Source organism: Ruegeria sp. BI11, from assembly GCF_056538005.1.
This window is the reverse complement of sequence record NZ_JBQFSM010000013.1, coordinates 112,526-130,201: the sequence shown is the minus strand read 5'-3', so window position 1 is coordinate 130,201 and position 17,676 is coordinate 112,526. Positions and strand designations below refer to the sequence as shown.

Below are 17,676 nucleotides of genomic sequence, written 5' to 3'. Positions count from 1 at the left end.
CGCCTGTCGCTGCATCGATCCATGGCCCAGGCGCAGAAATATTACGACGACGTCGATATCGCCGAAAACCCAGCCGCAGACATGTTGGGGTGAATGCAATATCTACTCAATCGTTCCGCAGCATCAGAATTTTTTCTGTCGCGGCGCAATACCTCCGAAGACCAACTTCAGAGGAAAAACTACGGCGGTAACTCGTTGGCACAGAGAACTTGCTATTTTAATACCGCCCGCCCTGCCCTACCACGCCAGTTAAATAATCGACGTTTGTCAGATAAATCTGCGCATTCAGTTTTGGAGCGGCGTGAAACGCTGCATTCCAATAGTTACTTTTCCGATGATTAAGTAAGATTGAGCGCCTTTCTGGATTTGAAACCAGGCTTTGCTGGACACCAAGAAGCAACAATGCTCTTGAGGTCAATCATCCTTCAAAATATTGGCTCCGAGCCTGAATTCTAATTTGCACTACGCGACCTTCAAGCGCTTCTCAAGTACTCAGTAGAGACGTGAGTTAACAGCTGTTAACTTCAGAGCGTTTGTGCAGACCTTGCGGCCACCCACAAGTTATTGATTTTTCTCTTGACATGAATCGGAATACAAGTGCCTAAATGTACGCAAGTTGCGCAACCATACAAAAATGAGCAGGAAAACTGCAACTATGCTACAGACCACACCCATTGCTGCGGCGACGCAATCTCATGTTACACGTGAAATCTCTGATCGTCTACAAGTTGCACTGACAACCCACTTAACTCAGGCCTATTCTCCTGAGTTATCAAAGACCCTTCGCCTCTTCAGTGCGACAGAGGTTGCAGACCTATTTGGCACAACCGGACAGTACTTACGAAAGGGACATGCTGAGGGGTCACTTCCAGAACCGGAAGTCAACAAGAACGGCCGGCGCTTTTACTCCGGAGCCGAAATCAATGCGATGCGCCAGATTCTTGAAGGCAGCTCCAGAAAGCCCGGCAAATATCTCCCCGGCCGTCGCGATAGCGATCGGCTTCAAGTCATTCAACTCATGAACTTCAAAGGCGGCAGTGCAAAGTCCACCTCGGCCATTCATCTGTGTCACTATCTTGCGCTTCAAGGTTATCGCGTTCTTGCCATCGACCTTGACCCGCAAGGTAGTCTAACTGGATTCTGCGGAATTCAACCTGAAATCGAGTTTGAGGGAAACTCAATCTATGATGCTTTGCGCTACGAAGATCCGGCCCCAATGTCCGAGTGTATTCGTTCCACCTACTTCCCTAGTTTGGACCTTTCCCCCGCCCAGTTGATCCTGTCAGAGTTTGAAACAGAAACCGCTGTCTACGCTCGAAAAGGTGTCCCCTTCTATAATCGGCTCGCCAATGCTATCGAGACGGTAGAGGCAGATTATGATGTGATCATTATCGATAGCCCACCTTCTTTGGGCTTCCTCACGCTGGCGGGATTATTCGCGGCGACGTCTGTGATCGTGCCGCTGACTCCGAGCATGTTGGACGTAGCCTCCACGCAGCAGTTTCTTGAAATGACTTCGGCGTACCTTGAGGAGTTTGAAAATTCTGGGATTCCGATTGTCCATGACAATTTCCGGTTCCTCATAACACGAGACGACCCGTCAGATACCCCATCTCAGCAAATTGTCAGCCTAATGCGCGCGCTATTTCAGGATCGAGTGATCGGAGCAACTGCGCTACGAAGCACTGCCATCGCAGATGCCGCGATGCTGAAAATGACAATGTACGAAGTCGTTCGGTCAGAAATGACACGGTCGACCTATGACCGCGCCCGAACAAGCATGGATGCCGTTGGGCAGGAAGTTTCAAACATGATTCAAACAGCGTGGGGCCGTTGAAATGGCACTTAAGCAAAACAAAACCAGCATGGCTGCAGCGATTGCTGCGGCAGCCGGAAACCCGCCAATCCCTCCTGCAAAAACGGAACGCGCCAATGCGGCACTTCCACGTGGTACGATTGCATCGGTTCGTGTTGGAGCCGGGGGTATCCAAGACATCGATACCTCACTCATTTTACCCTGGGGCCCAAAAGACAGGCTTGGCATCGAGTTAACACCTGTTAACTCTGACGCCGAGGCGAACGTCGATTATGCCGTTCTGGAACTTGCTGAAAGCATCAAGGACGCAGGGGGCCAACAAGTTCCCGTTTTGTTGCGTCCTTCCGAGGAAGTCGACGGTCACTTCGAAGTTATTTACGGCCGTCGCCGCATCTTAGCTTGTCAGTATCTAAAGCAGCCAGTTCGCGCGTTGGTAAGGACGCTTGATGATAAAGAAGCACTTCAGGCAAAAGGTCTGGAGAACTCTTCCCGGGTCGACCTCAGTTACTACGAAAGAGCTAGGTTCGCCCGCGAAATTCTAAATCAGGGTTATGACCGTTCGGAAGCGATCACAGCACTGGCGATTTCTAAAAACACGCTGTCACAATTGGAGCGAGTCACAAACGATATTCCGGACGATTTGGGGGACATGATTGGCCCAGCACCAAAGTCCGGGCGACCTAAATGGACAGCACTCGCCGATGCGCTGCGGAAAAAGATGATAACTGCGGACGAGGCTAAGAAGCTCTTAGAAACCCTCAACGCGTCCAATTCAGACGATCGGTTAAACGGGCTTTTAGCTAGCTTGAACCCTAAGAAAAAAGTCCAAGAAGTCAAACCAGCACCCGACGTTGTTATCAAGACCTCCAATTCCGGGGTAAACATGACGATCAAAAGGGCAGGGGACAATGAAGCTTACGCAAGTTGGCTTTCGGAAAACCTTGGGCAAATCATTCAGGATTCCTACGAGCGCTTCAAAGAAAGCGCCGAGGAGTAAGCGGGTTAACAAGTGTTAACTCTGCACGAGGCAACGAGCAAAAAGGAGGAAAGCAAAAAAGAAACCCCCGAAACCTAAGGCTCCGAGGGCTGAAAACCAACTAGTGGTTATAGATTAGACACCTAAACCCTAACAGCCCGCGAATCGCGACACAACAAAAAACGCCTCTGGGTGAACAGGTTTTCTTTGTCTGCTGACAAAATCTCATGAATACACTATCTGCATTGGCTCCAAATGGAGCAACCTTGCCGGGAACGGCCGGGCAGGGGAGTAGTACGTCCAAAAAATGGAGACTTCTTCGCGCCGTTGAAGAGGCCAGAGAGCCCCTTGGGTTAAAATCCACATCCCTCAATATCCTGAGAGCGATGATTTCCTTTATGAGCGGGGATCAGATTTCCGCAGACCAGGATGATCATCACATCTGCTTCGCTTCCAACGCGGCGATTGCCAAACGAACACATGTTAGCCTTCAGACCGTTGAACGCCATATCTCTGCGATGGTTGAGCTTGGACTTATCCGTCGCGTCATGAGCGCAAACGGTAAACGTTGGGCACGCCGGGATAGACAGGGCAGGGTAGTCACCGCAACTGGGCTGTCCTTGATGCCTTTGTCTGAACGGCACGCTGAGTTCATCCAAGAGGCCCAGAGGCATGCTGATCGAGTTCTCGAGTACACTGTACTCCGCGACAAGGTTTCGGCCGCTCTAGCGCGCCTCAGGGAACTCCTGGCAGACGACGCTAAAATCTCGGGTTTGATGGTCACCGTGCGCAATGCTCTGCGTCGTAAGCCAGACGCAAACTTACTCCGCGACCTGCTAGCGGAAATTTCTGTGGAAATCTCAGAGATAAATCAGGAAGAAACGGAAAAATTGAGGGCCAGTGACAATGATATTGAGGGGCACAAAGAGGACTCTTTGAATCTGGAAGTTAAAAAAGAAAAACTTTCTCAAATTCGGGTTTCTCCCGACCAAATGGAGCGCAGTTTTCCAAGGTTGTGCTTAGAACTACGCTTCGCAAAAGATCAGCACCATTGCGATCGACTCATGGATAATATCGCCGAATATCTGATACTTGGCCAAACCTGGTATTCTATGAAGTCAACATATAGCCCAGCTATCCGCTTCATCGTTCTCGGATACATTATGCAACGCGCTGAAAAAATACAGTCTCCAGCGGCTTACTTGATTTCTTTGCTTGCTAAGATTGAAAAAGGAGAAATTTCTCCAATCGCAATGCTGTCGTGAGCCTCAAATGCTTCTTAGATTTTCGGAAGCTAGAAGAGATTTCTCGGCTTCAAATAGCCCCTCTAATCGATAATCGAATTGAAAAGCCTGAAAAAGGTGAGCAATAGGATTGACCTCTATAAATCATTTCGAGATGAATGGTGAGCTATAGAAAGGAACACTTTTCCTCACGATGTGGAACTGGCAGAACCCTGACTGGCCGACGTTTCGTTACGATGCCGCAATACTCGAACCTTACGAGCAACAATTCCTGTTGTCCTCAGGGGAAGTCCTTGGAGCAGTACGTCATGTGAGCGCCTCGGATCGAGATCAACTGCGTATCGACCTGCTAAGCGAAGTGGTAATGAAAACCAGTGCGATCAAAGGTGAGAGGCTGGATCGGCTCAGCGTGCAATCTTCCTTGCGTCGACATCTTGGACTGGCTCCCGGCAGCCATCCATCCAAACCGCGCGAGCAGGGTGTTTCAGAGATGATGGTGGATGTTTATTCAACCTATTCGGAGACACTGTCACATGACACACTGTTCCGATGGCAACAAATGCTTCTATCCCCTGGCAGGCATCTGGAAACGATCAGAGCCTACCGGAGCCAGAAGGATGCGATGCAAATCACATCAGGCCGGGGCGATCGCCCAACGGTATATTTCAAAACGCTGCCCTCACATCAGGTTCCAGCAGAAATGGACCAGTTCGTCACCTGGTTTAACCGGACCGCACCAGATGGTACCGAACCTTTGCGCGCTCTGAACCGAGCCGGATTGAGCTATCTCTATTTCGAGAGCATTTACCCCTTGGAAGACGGCAATGGTCGGTTGGGCAGAGCACTGGTTGAAAAATCACTGGCGCAAAACATTGGTCGTCCAAGCTTGATTGCGCTTGCTTTCACGATCGAACGAGAGCGCAAGGCTTTCTACGACCAGCTCGAACGTCATCAAAAGACGCTGGACGTCACACCTTGGCTTGTCTGGTTTGCCGAGACCGTCCTAAGAGCACAGCAGGTGACTCTTGAACGGGTTGGATTCTCTATATCCAAGACGCATTTCTATGACCGGCATCGTGATAAATTCAACCCTCGTCAAAGCAAAGTTATCGCTCGCTTGTTCAAGGCTGGGCCGGAGGGCTTCAAAGGGGGGGTGAGTGCTGAGAATTATATTACGATCACGGGAACGTCGCGTGCCACTGCGACGCGGGATCTGCAAGATCTAGTGGAGAAGGGCGCTCTGACCCGAACGGGTGAACTTCGGTACACACGCTATTGGCTAAAGTTGGACCGGGAAGGGTAGGGGGGCTGAACCTTCGGCACCAGCTTCTTTCGAACATAGTTGCACACGCGTCAGCTACCAAGCCGTCTTTATTGGGGTACAATGGTCGGGCAGCGGCCATTCGCTGCATTTGCGGGATCGCGGCGTTCGAGCTACTAAAGCGGACCCACGATAGCAAGCCGCTCCAAGGCTATGGAAGCGCAGCGACAGCCATGGGCTCTTCAAGCGGGATGAGATTTAGCATCGTCAATAGAAATAATACTAATCTCTCGGCGCCGAAGATAACGAACAGATGCAAGAGCCAAAGACTCGAACAATTGCAATTGAGAGTGCTCAAAGCAGTTTAATTTAATGGCACGCAGAAAAGCTGTGCAGTCATTCCGCTAAACCAAAAAAAACGCTGATAATTTGGGCGATCTTGCAGGTTAATAAAGAGTTTGATGGTTTTCGAATTGTGATCAACACAGGTGGGGTTCATTCGAGTCTTCATGAAACATCACCTGACCGTCGTTTTAGTCGAACAAAACCAAGAACGTGCCTTTGCAATTATAGATGCCTTAAAAGATTCTGGCGATGTAGACGTTTTTGTGATCGGCCATGTCTCTGGGCTGGCACGTAAAATAGCAATGCATAGCCCGGACCTTGTTCTGATAGACATAAACAATCCATCGCGCGACATGCTGGAAGAATTGACCGTTGCCTCGGGGCCTATGGAACGTCCAGTCGCAATGTTTGTATCCGGCGCGGCGGGCGGATTAGCCAAAGCAGCAGTCGAGGCTGGTATGTCGGCCTATGTCGTGGACGGTCTTCACGCCGATCGCATCAAACCTGTCATGGACACCGCTATCGCTCGGTTTCAGATGCTGCGACAGATGCGCGTGGAATTGGAAGAAACACGCCGCGCACTGGAGGAGCGTAAGTTGATTGACCGGGCCAAGGGGCTGCTCATGAAGGCACGAGGGCTTCAGGAGGATGAGGCCTACGCTTTGTTGCGTAAAACCGCGATGAACCAGAATCAGCGCGTGGCTGATGTGGCCAAAGCGTTAGTCACAGCATCGGGGTTGCTATCATGAGAACAGTAACCCTGCCCGTAGCCTATATGCCTTTGGTCGATGCTGCACCCTTAATTGTCGCCCGCGAAATGGGATTTGATCATTCCGAGGGTATCTCGCTGGACCTGCGACCGGCTCCGTCGTGGTCATCGCTGCGTGATTTGCTGGCGTTTGGCCATGTTGATGCGGCGCATATGCTTTCGCCGGTCCCTGTGGCGATGGCCTTGGGTCTGGGCGGCATGGCGACACCACTTTCCGCCGTTTCTGTCCTGTCCCTGAATGGCAACGTGATTGGGGTTGGCACAAAACTGGCGGATCGACTGGTCGACTTGGGATACGATTTCGACTTTAGGGATGCCGAAGCGGCAGGGGCCGCCTTGGCCAAGGCCGCTGGTGACGTTCTTGTTTTTGGGGTGCCTTTCCCGTTTTCGATGCATGTCGAATTATTGCGCTATTGGGTTGCAAGAACCGGGCTCGCCTCGAGGCAAGTCGAAATTCGCACTGTCCCGCCGCCATTGATGGCGCAGGCACTGGCAAGCGGAGAGATTGATGCGTTTTGCGTGGGTGAACCGTGGGGGTCTTTCGCCGTAGACGACAACGTCGGTGTTTTGTTGTTGCCAGGTAGGGCGATCTGGACTTGCGCACCGGAAAAGGTATTGGCCGTAAGAAGCGATTGGGCTGAAACTGAACCCCACCTGCTGGGCAGTCTCATCCGGGCTGTCTGGCGCGCTGCGCGTTGGCTTTCTAACCCGGAAAGTAGAACAACAGCGTCTGAGATGTTGTCGCGTAAAACCTACCTGAATGTCTCACCCGAGTTGATCGACCGCGCTCTTTTGGGCGAATTCACGATTTCCGCGCGTGGAGAACAGCGTCACGTGGAGAAGTTTGTCGAGTTCTTTGACGGCGCCGCCACCTTTCCATGGCGCAGCCAGGCGAAATGGGTCGCGCATCAGCTCGCAATACGAAACGGGTTGGATGTTGGGGCTGCCGAGCGTCAGGCCGCCAGGGTCTTTCGCAGCGATCTGTATCGCCGTGAGTTGCAGGGATTGAACGTTGAGACACCCGGCGCATCCGAAAAACTGGAAGGTGCGCTGACCGAGTCGACAGCTGTTGCTTCGGCCAATGGCAGCCTGATTCTGCTTCAAAACGAATTTTTTGACCGGCGCATTTTCGAGCCGACCGGGTAAGCCTGCACAAATTTTTTGCATTGCAGCATTAAGAGTCGCTGCAATGCAGAAAATCCTGCTCAGAAATAGCAAAACCTAGTGACGCCTCGATGTCTGACTGGCTTAATGAAGACATCGGTAGGCAACGACGCTTACCAACGAAATTTGCCCATACTCTAGGGTGTCTAACAAGAGCAAAGCCGCTCGACCAACCGCCATCTCCTCCCGGCGGTCTGTGTCGGCGGCTTTTTTGTTTGCCCAACGTGTTGGGCCGAACCGAAAGGGACCGAGATGAAAAAGCTACTTCTTAGCATGGCTGCGACAACAGCGCTTGTTTCTCCTGCGTTTGCCGAACTGGCGCTGGAAAAAGACGAACTGACCTTTGGTTTTATCAAGCTGACTGACATGGCGCCCCTCGCTGTGGCTTATGAGCAGGGGTATTTTCTGGACGAAGGTCTGTTCGTCACGTTGGAAGCACAAGCCAACTGGAAGGTGCTGCTGGACGGTGTGATCGACGGGCAATTGGACGGTGCGCATATGCTGGCGGGGCAACCTCTGGCCGCAACAATCGGTTATGGTACCGAAGCACATATCATCACGCCGTTCTCGATGGACCTGAACGGCAACGGCATCACCGTGTCTAACGAAGTCTGGGAAGAGATGAAGCCAAACATCCCGGTGATGGATGATGGCCGACCGCAGCACCCGATCAGCGCTGAAGCTTTGGCCCCGGTCGTTGAGAAATACAAAACCGAAGGCAAACCCTTCAACATGGGCATGGTCTTTCCAGTATCGACCCACAACTACGAACTGCGTTACTGGCTGGCCGCTGGTGGTCTGCATCCAGGGTTCTACAGCCCCGAAAACGTGACAGGTCAAATTGGAGCAGATGTGTTCCTTTCGGTCACGCCTCCACCGCAGATGCCAGCGACGTTGGAAGCAGGCACGATCTATGGTTACTGCGTGGGGGAGCCGTGGAACCAGCAAGCCGTTTTCAAAGGCGTCGGCGTTCCAGTCATCACCGACTATGAACTGTGGAAGAACAATCCCGAGAAGGTTTTTGGCATCACTGCCGAATTTGCCGAGGAATACCCGAACACAACTCTGGCCGTGACCAAGGCGCTTATCCGTGCCGCACAGTGGCTGGATGAAAACGACAACGCAAACCGCCCCGAAGCGGTCGAAATCCTCAGCCGTCCGGAATACGTGGGCGCGGATTACGATGTCATCGCCAACTCGATGACCGGCACCTTCGAATATGAAAAGGGCGACAAGCGTGAAGTGCCTGATTTCAATGTATTCTTCCGCTATAACGCGACATATCCGTTCTACTCGGACGCCGTCTGGTACCTGACGCAAATGCGTCGCTGGGGTCAGATCCCCGATGCGAGATCGGACAGCTGGTACGACGAAGTTGCCAAATCGGTCTACAAGCCCGAGATCTATCTGGAAGCCGCGCGCCTACTGGTCGATGAAGGTTTGGCGAATGAATCCGATTTCCCATGGGACAGTGACGGCTACAAGGCGCCGACCCTGGCCGAGGATATCATTGACGGAATCGTCTATGACGGCCGCACTCCCAACGCTTATCTCGAAAGCCTGTCCATCGGTCTGAAGGGCGATCAAACGATCGTCGGCACGGACGTGCAAGGCTAGCCCCTGAATCGCCACGCCCGTCTCTTGTCGGGCGTGAACCCCAAAGTGCCCCGCCATCGCAAGGACACATCAGATGACAACTGTCGATCCCGAATTCAACGCAGACGCCGCCCGAGAGGAGCGTCGCGCCCGCCTGTTCACCCGCATCAACACCGCCGACAAATGGTTCCAGATTCTGGGCCTCAGCTGGGCCACCCCGATCCTGAAAGCCGCTGCTGGGGATAACCCGCGCGCCCAGATGACCGAGATCTGGCGGCTGCTGATCGTTCCCCTGCTTTCGATTTGCGCGTTTCTGCTGCTGTGGGCGACGCTGGCACCTAAAGTACAGACCTCTTTGGGAGCTGTTCCGGGGCCTGCTCAGGTCTGGTCGGAAATGCTCAACCTGAACGAGGACGCGCAGGCCAAGGCCGCCAAGCGCACCAAGTTCGAGACGATGGTAGAAAAACGAAACCAGAAGCTGATTGATGCGGGCCGCGCGGATGAGGTCAAGCAGGTCGCCTATACCGGGGCTCCGTCCTACTACCAGCAAATCTGGACCTCGATCAAAACCGTTTTCTTCGGGTTCCTGATCGCAACCGTTGTGGCCGTGCCGCTTGGGATCGCTGCGGGACTGTCGCCGACGGCAAATGCCGCACTGAATCCATTGATCCAGATTTTCAAACCGGTCTCGCCGCTGGCATGGCTGCCAATTGTTACCATGATCGTATCTGCGGTCTACGTCACCAATGACGGCTGGTTTGCAAAATCCTTTCTGATCTCGGCCATCACTGTGACCCTGTGTTCGCTTTGGCCGACCCTGATCAACACCGCTCTGGGCGTCGCATCCATCGACAAGGATCTGGTGAACGTCTCCAAAGTTCTTAAGATGAACACCTATACAAAGATCACCAAGCTGGTGTTGCCTTCTGCGCTACCGTTGATCTTCACCGGTTTGCGCCTGTCGCTGGGTGTAGGTTGGATGGTTCTGATCGCAGCTGAAATGTTGGCGCAGAACCCCGGTCTCGGCAAATTCGTCTGGGATGAGTTCCAGAACGGCTCCTCCAGCTCTCTGGCCAAGATCATGGTTGCGGTCTTCACCATCGGCATCATCGGCTTCCTGCTGGACCGGGTGATGTACGCGCTGCAATCCCTCTTCACCTTCACGAATACCCGGTGAACGTGATGAGTATCCTAAGCTTCAAAAACGCCTCAAAGTCTTTCGGCGAAGGCATCGCGCGCACGGATGTGCTGAAAGGCATCGATCTGGACGTGCAAGAGGGCGAATTTCTGGTGATCCTCGGTTTCTCGGGCACCGGTAAGACGACCCTGATAAACCTGATGGCCGGGCTGGACCACCCGACCAACGGAGAGGTCACGTTCAAAGGTGCACCCATCAAGGGACCCGGCCCTGAGCGCGGAGTGATCTTCCAGAACTACTCACTGATGCCGTGGTTGACAGTCAGCGGCAATGTGGGGCTGGCGGTTGATACAGTCTTTCCCGGTCTCAGCAAAGCCGAGAAAGCCGATAAGGTAGCACAATACATCAAGATGGTTGGCCTCAGCCACGCTGTGACGCGTCGCCCGGCCGAACTGTCCGGCGGTATGCGCCAGCGGGTGAATGTGGCCCGCGCGCTTTCGATGAACCCTGAGGTTTTGTTACTGGATGAACCACTCTCTGCGCTAGACGCATTGACCCGCGCCAATCTGGCGGATGAGATCGAACATATTTGGGAAGCCGACAAAAAGACTTGTGTTCTGATCACCAACGATGTGGATGAGGCGATCATTCTGGCCGACCGCATCATTGCCCTGAACCCGGATGGCACGTTGGGGCAGGAGTTTCGCGTTTCGATCCCTCGACCGCGTGATCGAGGGGCAATGAACAATGATGAAACATTCAAACGCCTGCGCGCCGACGTCACCAAGTACCTTATGGATGTGGGGATCGAGGCCAAGGTCGAAGGCTCACGCATCCTGCCCGACGTAACGCCAATGCACGGTGTGCCAACAGCGGTTGCCAAGGCTCAGAAGGGGATGATTCTGAACCGCTTCCTCAACTTCTCGCAATTGCACAAGGTCTATCCGACCCCCAAAGGGCCGCTGACTGTGGTAGAAGACTTTGATCTGAAGATCGACAAAGGTGAGTTTATCTCGCTGATCGGCCATTCCGGTTGCGGCAAATCCACGGTTCTGACCATGGCGGCGGGGCTGAATGAGATATCTAAAGGTGCGATCAAATTGGATGGCCGCCACGTCGAAGGCGCTGATCCTGAACGTGCCGTGGTGTTCCAGTCGCCCAACCTGTTCCCGTGGCTCAGTGCCAAGGAAAACGTCGCGATTGGGGTCGATAAGGTCTACCCCAAAGCCAGCATCGCCGAGCGACAAGATGTCGTTGAATACTATCTGGAACGCGTTGGTCTGGCTGACGCGATGGACAAATCCGCCAGCGATCTGTCGAACGGCATGAAGCAACGCGTCGGCATCGCCCGTGCCTTTGCCCTATCCCCCAAACTGCTGCTGTTGGATGAGCCCTTCGGGATGCTTGACAGCCTGACGCGCTGGGAGTTGCAGGAAGTGCTGATGGAGGTCTGGTCCCGCACCAAAGTGACCGCGATCTGCGTCACCCATGACGTGGATGAGGCGATCCTGCTTGCTGACCGCGTGGTGATGATGACCAACGGTCCGCGGGCGACCATCGGTAAGATCACCAAGGTTAATCTGCCGCGACCGCGCACACGCAAGGCATTGCTCGAGCATCCGGATTACTACGCCTACCGGCAAGAGGTTCTCGATTTTCTCGAGGAATACGAACACGGCGCCAAGCCTAAATCGTCCGCCCCCAAAGCGATTGCAGCGGAGTGAAACCATGAAGCAAAGACTAGTTGTTATAGGCGCAGGGATGGCTTCGGGCCGGGTGCTGGAGCACTTGACGGATTCCGCGCCCGATGCATTCGACATCACCCTGTTCAACGCCGAGCCGCGCGGGAACTACAACCGCATCATGCTCAGCCCGGTTCTGTCCGGTGAGAAGACCTATGAAGAGATCGTCACCCATGACGACGCCTGGTATGCCGAACGTGGCATCGCCTGCCGCTTTGGCGAGAAGGTCGAGAATATTGACCGCGAGATGAAGGTGGTTGAAGGCGCAAATGGGCATGTACCCTACGACAAGCTGGTGATCGCAACCGGGTCGAACCCGTTTATGATCCCTCTACCAGGGCATGATCTCGAGGGCGTGATCGCCTATCGCGACCTGGAAGACACGCAGCAGATGATGGGCATGGGCCCCGGCAACAAGGTTGTTGTAATCGGAGGCGGCTTGCTGGGGCTTGAGGCGGCCGCAGGTATGGCCGCACATGGGGTGGACGTGACCGTGGTTCACATCATGGGTCACCTGATGGAGCGTCAGTTGGACGAAGCCGCCGGCTATTTGCTCAAGAAATCGCTGGAAGACAAAGGCATCAAAATCTGTCTGCAGGCGAATTCCAAAGAAATCGTCGGACAAGACGGCAAGGTGCGCGCCTTGTTGCTTGACGATGGGACCGAGCTGCCATGTGACCTGTTGGTCATGGCAGTGGGGATCCGTCCCAACATTGCGCTGGCGCAACAGGCGGGGCTGGCCACCGGGCGCGGCATACACGTGGATGACCAGATGTTGACCTCGGACCCGGACGTCTATGCGGTGGGTGAATGCGTCGAACATGACGGAAGGGTTTTTGGCCTTGTCGCGCCGCTCTATGATCAGGCGAAAGTGGCAGCGCAGGCCGTGATGAAGGAAGACGCAGCCTTTGTTCAGAAAACGCTGTCAACCAAGCTGAAAGTCACCGGTTGTGATCTGTTCAGTGCTGGCGATTTTGCCGACGGGCCCGGGCGTGAGGACATCGTCTTCCGCGATCCTTCACGCGGGGTCTACAAGCGCCTTGTGATCGAAGCGGGTTGTCTGGTTGGCGCTGTTATGTATGGCGATACTGTCGATGGCAGCTGGTTCTTCGGTCTGATCAAGGACGGCACCAACATCGACGAGATGCGTGAGACGCTGATCTTCGGCCCTGCATATCAGGGAGGCGATACCGCGGACCCTCTCTCAGCCGTTGCAGCATTGCCGCCTGAGGCGGAGATTTGCGGCTGCAACGGCGTATGCAAAGGGGACCTAATCGACGCGATCAACGCGGGTGCCAATGACCTTGGCGCTGTGCGTGCCAGCACCAAGGCCAGCGCGTCTTGCGGGACCTGTACCGGGCTGGTCGAGCAATTGCTGGAGGTCACTCTGGGTGATGGGTTCGAAAAACCAACGGCGCAGCCAGTCTGTGGGTGCACAGACCTGACACACGAAGATGTGCGCCGTCTGATCAAGGGACAAAAGTTGAAAAGTCAGGCCGCTGTCTGGCAGGAACTGGGCTGGAACACGCCCAACGGCTGCCATGTCTGCCGCCCGGCCATCAATTACTACCTGTTGGCGAACTGGCCGCTGGAATACCAGGACGACCCGCAAAGCCGCTTCGTGAACGAACGCAAACACGCTAATATTCAGAAGGATGGGACTTTCAGCGTTGTGCCGCGCATGTGGGGCGGAATCACGACGGCGGATGAGCTGCGCGCGATCGCGGATGCAGCAGACAAGTACGACGTGCCGACCCTCAAAGTTACTGGCGGCCAACGCATCGACCTGCTTGGAGTGAAGGGTGAGGATTTACCTGCGATCTGGTCGGATCTGAACAAGGCCGGGTTAGTCTCAGGCCATGCCTATTCCAAAGGTCTGCGGACGGTGAAGACCTGTGTCGGTACCGATCATTGCCGGTTTGGCACGCAAGACAGCACCAAGCTGGGTATCAAACTTGAAAAAATTCTGTGGGGGTCGTGGACGCCACACAAGCTGAAACTGGCCGTGTCCGGTTGCCCCCGAAACTGCGCCGAGGCTACGTGCAAGGATATCGGGGTAGTCTGCGTAGACTCTGGCTTCCAGATTAGCATCGGTGGGGCCGCAGGTATGGACGTGCGCGAAACCGAATTTCTGTGCCAGGTGCCATCAGAGCAAAAAGCGACCGAAGTTGTGATGGCCGTTACGCAGGCCTATCGCGAGGGCGGCAAATACCTGGACCGTCTGTACAAATGGCTAGACAAGGTCGGCATGGACTGGGTCAAGGCTCAGGTCGTTGAAGATCATGACAACCGTGCCGCCCTGGTCGAACGGTTCGAATTGTCACAAAGCGTCTACCGTAAGGACCCTTGGGCCGAACACGTTCAAGAAAAGGCAAAAACCTACGCACCAATCGCAGATTTCACATTGGAGGCCGCAGAATGAGCTGGATCGACATCGGACATTTAGACGAGGTGCCCTTGCGCGGTGCGCGTCTGGTCAAAACGCATATAGGGTGCATCGCCGTTTTCCGAACCGCCGAAGCCGAGGTCTTCGCAGCCACCAATAGATGCCCGCACAAAGGCGGGCCACTGTCCGAGGGCATCGTACATGGACAGTCCGTGACGTGTCCCTTGCACAATTGGGTATTCGATCTGAATACGGGCGTAGCGCACGGCGCCGATGAAGGCCGGATCGCCACGTATCCCGTTCGTATCGAAGACGGTCGTATTCTATTGGACGATAGCGCGGTGACGCGCCGGAGTGCCGCCTGATGGATGGCACCATTCTGCCCGAGGTGCGTTCGACATGCGCCTATTGCGGAGTCGGTTGTGGTGTCCTGCTGCGCCCTGACGGAGCCGGAGGACTGACAGTTCGGGGCGACCCGGACCACCCGGCAAATCACGGTCGGTTGTGCTCGAAAGGCATGTCGTTGGGGGAAACGGTAGGGCTGGAACACCGCTTGCTGGCTCCTAGGGTTTTTGGGCAAGACGCCGAGTGGGTAGACGCGCTGCAATTGGTTGCTGATCGGTTTTCAACAGCAATTGCGGAACATGGTCCGGACAGCGTGGCATTCTACGTCTCAGGGCAGTTGCTGACCGAAGATTACTATGTCGCCAACAAGCTGATGAAAGGGTTCATCGGGTCCGCCAATATCGACACCAACTCAAGGCTTTGCATGGCATCGACGGTGGCAGGTCACAAACGAGCATTCGGGGCAGATACGGTGCCAGGCACCTACGAGGATCTGGATCAGGCTGATCTGGTTGTCTTGGTCGGCTCGAACCTCGCCTGGTGTCATCCTGTCCTGTATCAGCGGATTCTGGCCGCGCGCAAGGCACGTGACACCAAGATTGTCGTTGTGGATCCTCGCAGAACTGCAAGCTGCGATCAGGCCGATCTCCATCTGGCACTGAACCCTGGTAGTGATGTTGCCTTGTTCAATCGACTTCTAAGAAAAATCCACGAAGAAGGGCGTATCGCGCCGGACTTCCTGGTTCATACGGTTGGGTTTTCGGATGCGTTGAAGGCCGCGCAAGAGGACGAAGATACGGCAATTGGCATTGATCCAGCCAAGCTTAAAGCTTTTTGCAACCTCTGGCTTGGCACTGAGCGGGTCGTAACCATTTTCAGCCAAGGCGTAAACCAATCTTCAAGCGGGACAGATAAGGTTAACTCGATCTTGAACTGCCATCTGGCAACAGGTCGGATCGGACGCCCAGGTATGGGACCGTTCTCGGTCACTGGTCAGCCCAATGCAATGGGCGGGCGAGAGGTTGGTGGTTTGGCCAATATGTTGGCCTGTCATCTGGATATCGAAAACGAAAACCATCGCGATGCAGTCCAACAGTTCTGGAACGCCCCAACCATTCCGCAGAAGCAGGGTCTTAAAGCGGTCGATCTGTTTCGTTCCATCGAGGACGGTCAGATTAAGGCGCTCTGGGTCATCCACACCAACCCTGCTGCTACAATGCCCGACGCAGACAGAGTGAGGGCTGCCATCCAAAATTGTCCATTTACAGTCGTCAGCGACATAACGGCCAAAACTGATACCGCTCGCCTCGCAGATGTCTTGCTGCCGGCAGCTGGGTGGGCTGAAAAATCGGGGACCGTAACTAATTCAGACCGCACGATCAGCAGACAGCGCTCCGTATTGGCACCTCCGGGACAAGCACGCATGGATTGGGAAATAATTGCCGAGGTTGGGCGCCGCATGGGATGGACAGAGGCTTTCAGTTATGAATCTCCGGCGCAGATATTTCGAGAATACGCCAATATGACCACGCTCGCCGTCTCATTTGGCAAAGACTTCGACATTGCAGGACTCTCGGACATTGATGACGACGACTATGAGGCGTTGAACCCGACACGGTGGCCGGCGAGATCGCGCGCATCAGACACCCGTTTTTTCGGCGACGGGCAGTTTTTTCATCCAGATGGCAAAGCTCGTTTTGTTCCTGTCATCCATCGACCACCCGAGGCGGAAATTTCGAAACAGTATCCGTTTCTATTAAACACAGGGCGAAATCGGGATCAGTGGCACACTATGACCCGGTCCGGCATGTCGCCTCGTTTATCGGCCCACCTTGCCGAGCCTTATGTGGAGATTAACCCTAAGGACGTTGATCGACTGGGCCTCAGTACTGCCGATTTGGTCGAAATCAATAGTTCTGTTGGAAGCGGCATCTTTCGGCTTCGCATCACGGAAACTGTTGCATCAGGTCAAGTGTTTGCTCCTATTCATTGGACGGGTGAAACCGCTCCATCAGCACGTGTGGGAGCGCTAGTTCCAAGTGTTTCTGATCCGATATCCGGACAACCGGAAAGCAAGTCTACAGCGGTATCTGTACGACGTATGAATGCCGCATGGTACGGTTTCGCCGTTTCTGTTGTTGCTGCAACACCTAGCGCTGAGTATTGGGCAAGCGCCAAAACAACCAAGGGTTACAGGATGGAGTTGGCCGGTAAACAAATTATAGAAGATTGGGAAATCACTGCCCGAGATTGGTTTGGACTACCTGATGCCGTGGCCACTTCAGTAGAAGATTCCAAGCGTGGGTCGTACAGAATTGCGTTATCAGAAGGGCAGCGCGTATTGGCGGTGCTCTTCATATCCCGCGAGCCTATCACACTGATGCGAGATTACTTGGCAACCTTGCCCAAGGTCGCGCTGCAACAAATCTTGTCTGGGCGTTCATCTGCAGCTTCAGAAGACTGCGGACCAATCGTGTGTTCGTGTTTCGGAGTCGGGCTAAGAACCATCATCCGCGCAATTCACGACAAGCATTTGAACAGTGTGGACGATATCGGAGATGCTCTTCAGGCTGGAACGAACTGCGGTTCGTGTCGCCCAGAGATAGGTGACTTAGTCATTGAGCAATCAAAACAACTTCACGAGAAAGAGGAGCCTTGTCCGCAGGCATAAAAACGGCAAACATAGTGCTTTTACCGCAGGTTAGGCGACTGCTTAAATCAGCTTTCAAAGCATTGCGGGTTCCATTCACCCCATGTGTCGCATCCGCAGATGGTCATGGTCGCGTTTCCCCGGTCAAGCCCCAACAAGGTTTTTACTCGCGGTGATTGTTTGGAAAGCAGGCCTCAATCGCAGCATCTAGGGGGCTGATCAACACCGGCTTTGGGCCAGCCAT

The 17,676-nt window shown here is 54.2% G+C and carries 12 protein-coding genes; all 12 read left to right on the top strand.

Annotated features, from left to right (window positions below):
* Positions 1 to 655: 655 nt before the first annotated feature.
* The 12 genes from repA to ACR0DT_RS21395 all read left to right on the top strand — a co-directional run bounded on the left by repA (position 656) and on the right by ACR0DT_RS21395 (position 17,453).
* A complete protein-coding gene (gene repA / locus ACR0DT_RS21450; RefSeq protein WP_480712709.1) occupies positions 656 to 1,837 on the top strand; it encodes a plasmid partitioning protein RepA in 1,182 nt (393 codons plus the stop codon).
* 1 nt (position 1,838) lies between these two features.
* Positions 1,839 to 2,813, top strand: coding sequence for a plasmid partitioning protein RepB (gene repB, locus ACR0DT_RS21445; protein WP_480712708.1), 975 nt, complete (start codon positions 1,839 to 1,841; stop codon positions 2,811 to 2,813).
* A 206-nt stretch (positions 2,814 to 3,019) separates the two neighbouring features.
* Complete coding sequence (locus tag ACR0DT_RS21440) at positions 3,020 to 4,057, top strand: helix-turn-helix domain-containing protein (protein ID WP_480712707.1); 1,038 nt, start codon at positions 3,020 to 3,022, stop codon at positions 4,055 to 4,057.
* Between the two features lie 172 nt (positions 4,058 to 4,229).
* Positions 4,230 to 5,339, top strand: a complete 1,110-nt coding sequence (locus ACR0DT_RS21435; protein WP_480712706.1) for a DUF4172 domain-containing protein — start codon at positions 4,230 to 4,232, stop codon at positions 5,337 to 5,339.
* Between the two features lie 467 nt (positions 5,340 to 5,806).
* Entirely contained in the window at positions 5,807 to 6,391 is a 585-nt protein-coding gene (locus ACR0DT_RS21430; protein WP_480712705.1) for an ANTAR domain-containing response regulator, read from the top strand.
* Positions 6,388 to 7,557 carry a CmpA/NrtA family ABC transporter substrate-binding protein gene (locus ACR0DT_RS21425; RefSeq protein WP_480712704.1) on the top strand — a complete coding sequence of 390 codons (1,170 nt, stop codon included), beginning with the start codon at positions 6,388 to 6,390 and terminating at the stop codon, positions 7,555 to 7,557. The genes ACR0DT_RS21430 and ACR0DT_RS21425 overlap by 4 nt, the downstream gene beginning before the upstream one ends.
* A gap of 270 nt (positions 7,558 to 7,827) precedes the next feature.
* Positions 7,828 to 9,192, top strand: coding sequence for a CmpA/NrtA family ABC transporter substrate-binding protein (locus tag ACR0DT_RS21420; RefSeq protein WP_480712703.1), 1,365 nt, complete (start codon positions 7,828 to 7,830; stop codon positions 9,190 to 9,192).
* A 73-nt stretch (positions 9,193 to 9,265) separates the two neighbouring features.
* Entirely contained in the window at positions 9,266 to 10,348 is a 1,083-nt protein-coding gene (locus tag ACR0DT_RS21415; RefSeq protein ID WP_480712702.1) for an ABC transporter permease, read from the top strand.
* A 5-nt stretch (positions 10,349 to 10,353) separates the two neighbouring features.
* Complete coding sequence (locus tag ACR0DT_RS21410; protein ID WP_480712701.1) at positions 10,354 to 12,033, top strand: ABC transporter ATP-binding protein; 1,680 nt, start codon at positions 10,354 to 10,356, stop codon at positions 12,031 to 12,033.
* Between the two features lie 4 nt (positions 12,034 to 12,037).
* Entirely contained in the window at positions 12,038 to 14,473 is a 2,436-nt protein-coding gene (gene nirB / locus ACR0DT_RS21405; RefSeq protein ID WP_480712700.1) for a nitrite reductase large subunit NirB, read from the top strand.
* Entirely contained in the window at positions 14,470 to 14,802 is a 333-nt protein-coding gene (gene nirD, locus ACR0DT_RS21400; RefSeq protein ID WP_480712699.1) for a nitrite reductase small subunit NirD, read from the top strand. The genes nirB and nirD overlap by 4 nt, the downstream gene beginning before the upstream one ends.
* Positions 14,802 to 17,453 (top strand): molybdopterin-dependent oxidoreductase, encoded by a 2,652-nt coding sequence (locus ACR0DT_RS21395; protein WP_480712698.1) that lies wholly within the window; start codon positions 14,802 to 14,804, stop codon positions 17,451 to 17,453. The genes nirD and ACR0DT_RS21395 overlap by 1 nt, the downstream gene beginning before the upstream one ends.
* Positions 17,454 to 17,676: the final 223 nt, after the last annotated feature.

Coding starts and splice junctions, on each gene's coding strand:
- repA (WP_480712709.1), top strand. CDS start 656: ATGCTACAGACCACACCCATTGCTGCGGCGACGCAATCTCATGTTACA.
- repB (WP_480712708.1), top strand. CDS start 1,839: ATGGCACTTAAGCAAAACAAAACCAGCATGGCTGCAGCGATTGCTGCG.
- ACR0DT_RS21440 (WP_480712707.1), top strand. CDS start 3,020: ATGAATACACTATCTGCATTGGCTCCAAATGGAGCAACCTTGCCGGGA.
- ACR0DT_RS21435 (WP_480712706.1), top strand. CDS start 4,230: ATGTGGAACTGGCAGAACCCTGACTGGCCGACGTTTCGTTACGATGCC.
- ACR0DT_RS21430 (WP_480712705.1), top strand. CDS start 5,807: ATGAAACATCACCTGACCGTCGTTTTAGTCGAACAAAACCAAGAACGT.
- ACR0DT_RS21425 (WP_480712704.1), top strand. CDS start 6,388: ATGAGAACAGTAACCCTGCCCGTAGCCTATATGCCTTTGGTCGATGCT.
- ACR0DT_RS21420 (WP_480712703.1), top strand. CDS start 7,828: ATGAAAAAGCTACTTCTTAGCATGGCTGCGACAACAGCGCTTGTTTCT.
- ACR0DT_RS21415 (WP_480712702.1), top strand. CDS start 9,266: ATGACAACTGTCGATCCCGAATTCAACGCAGACGCCGCCCGAGAGGAG.
- ACR0DT_RS21410 (WP_480712701.1), top strand. CDS start 10,354: ATGAGTATCCTAAGCTTCAAAAACGCCTCAAAGTCTTTCGGCGAAGGC.
- nirB (WP_480712700.1), top strand. CDS start 12,038: ATGAAGCAAAGACTAGTTGTTATAGGCGCAGGGATGGCTTCGGGCCGG.
- nirD (WP_480712699.1), top strand. CDS start 14,470: ATGAGCTGGATCGACATCGGACATTTAGACGAGGTGCCCTTGCGCGGT.
- ACR0DT_RS21395 (WP_480712698.1), top strand. CDS start 14,802: ATGGATGGCACCATTCTGCCCGAGGTGCGTTCGACATGCGCCTATTGC.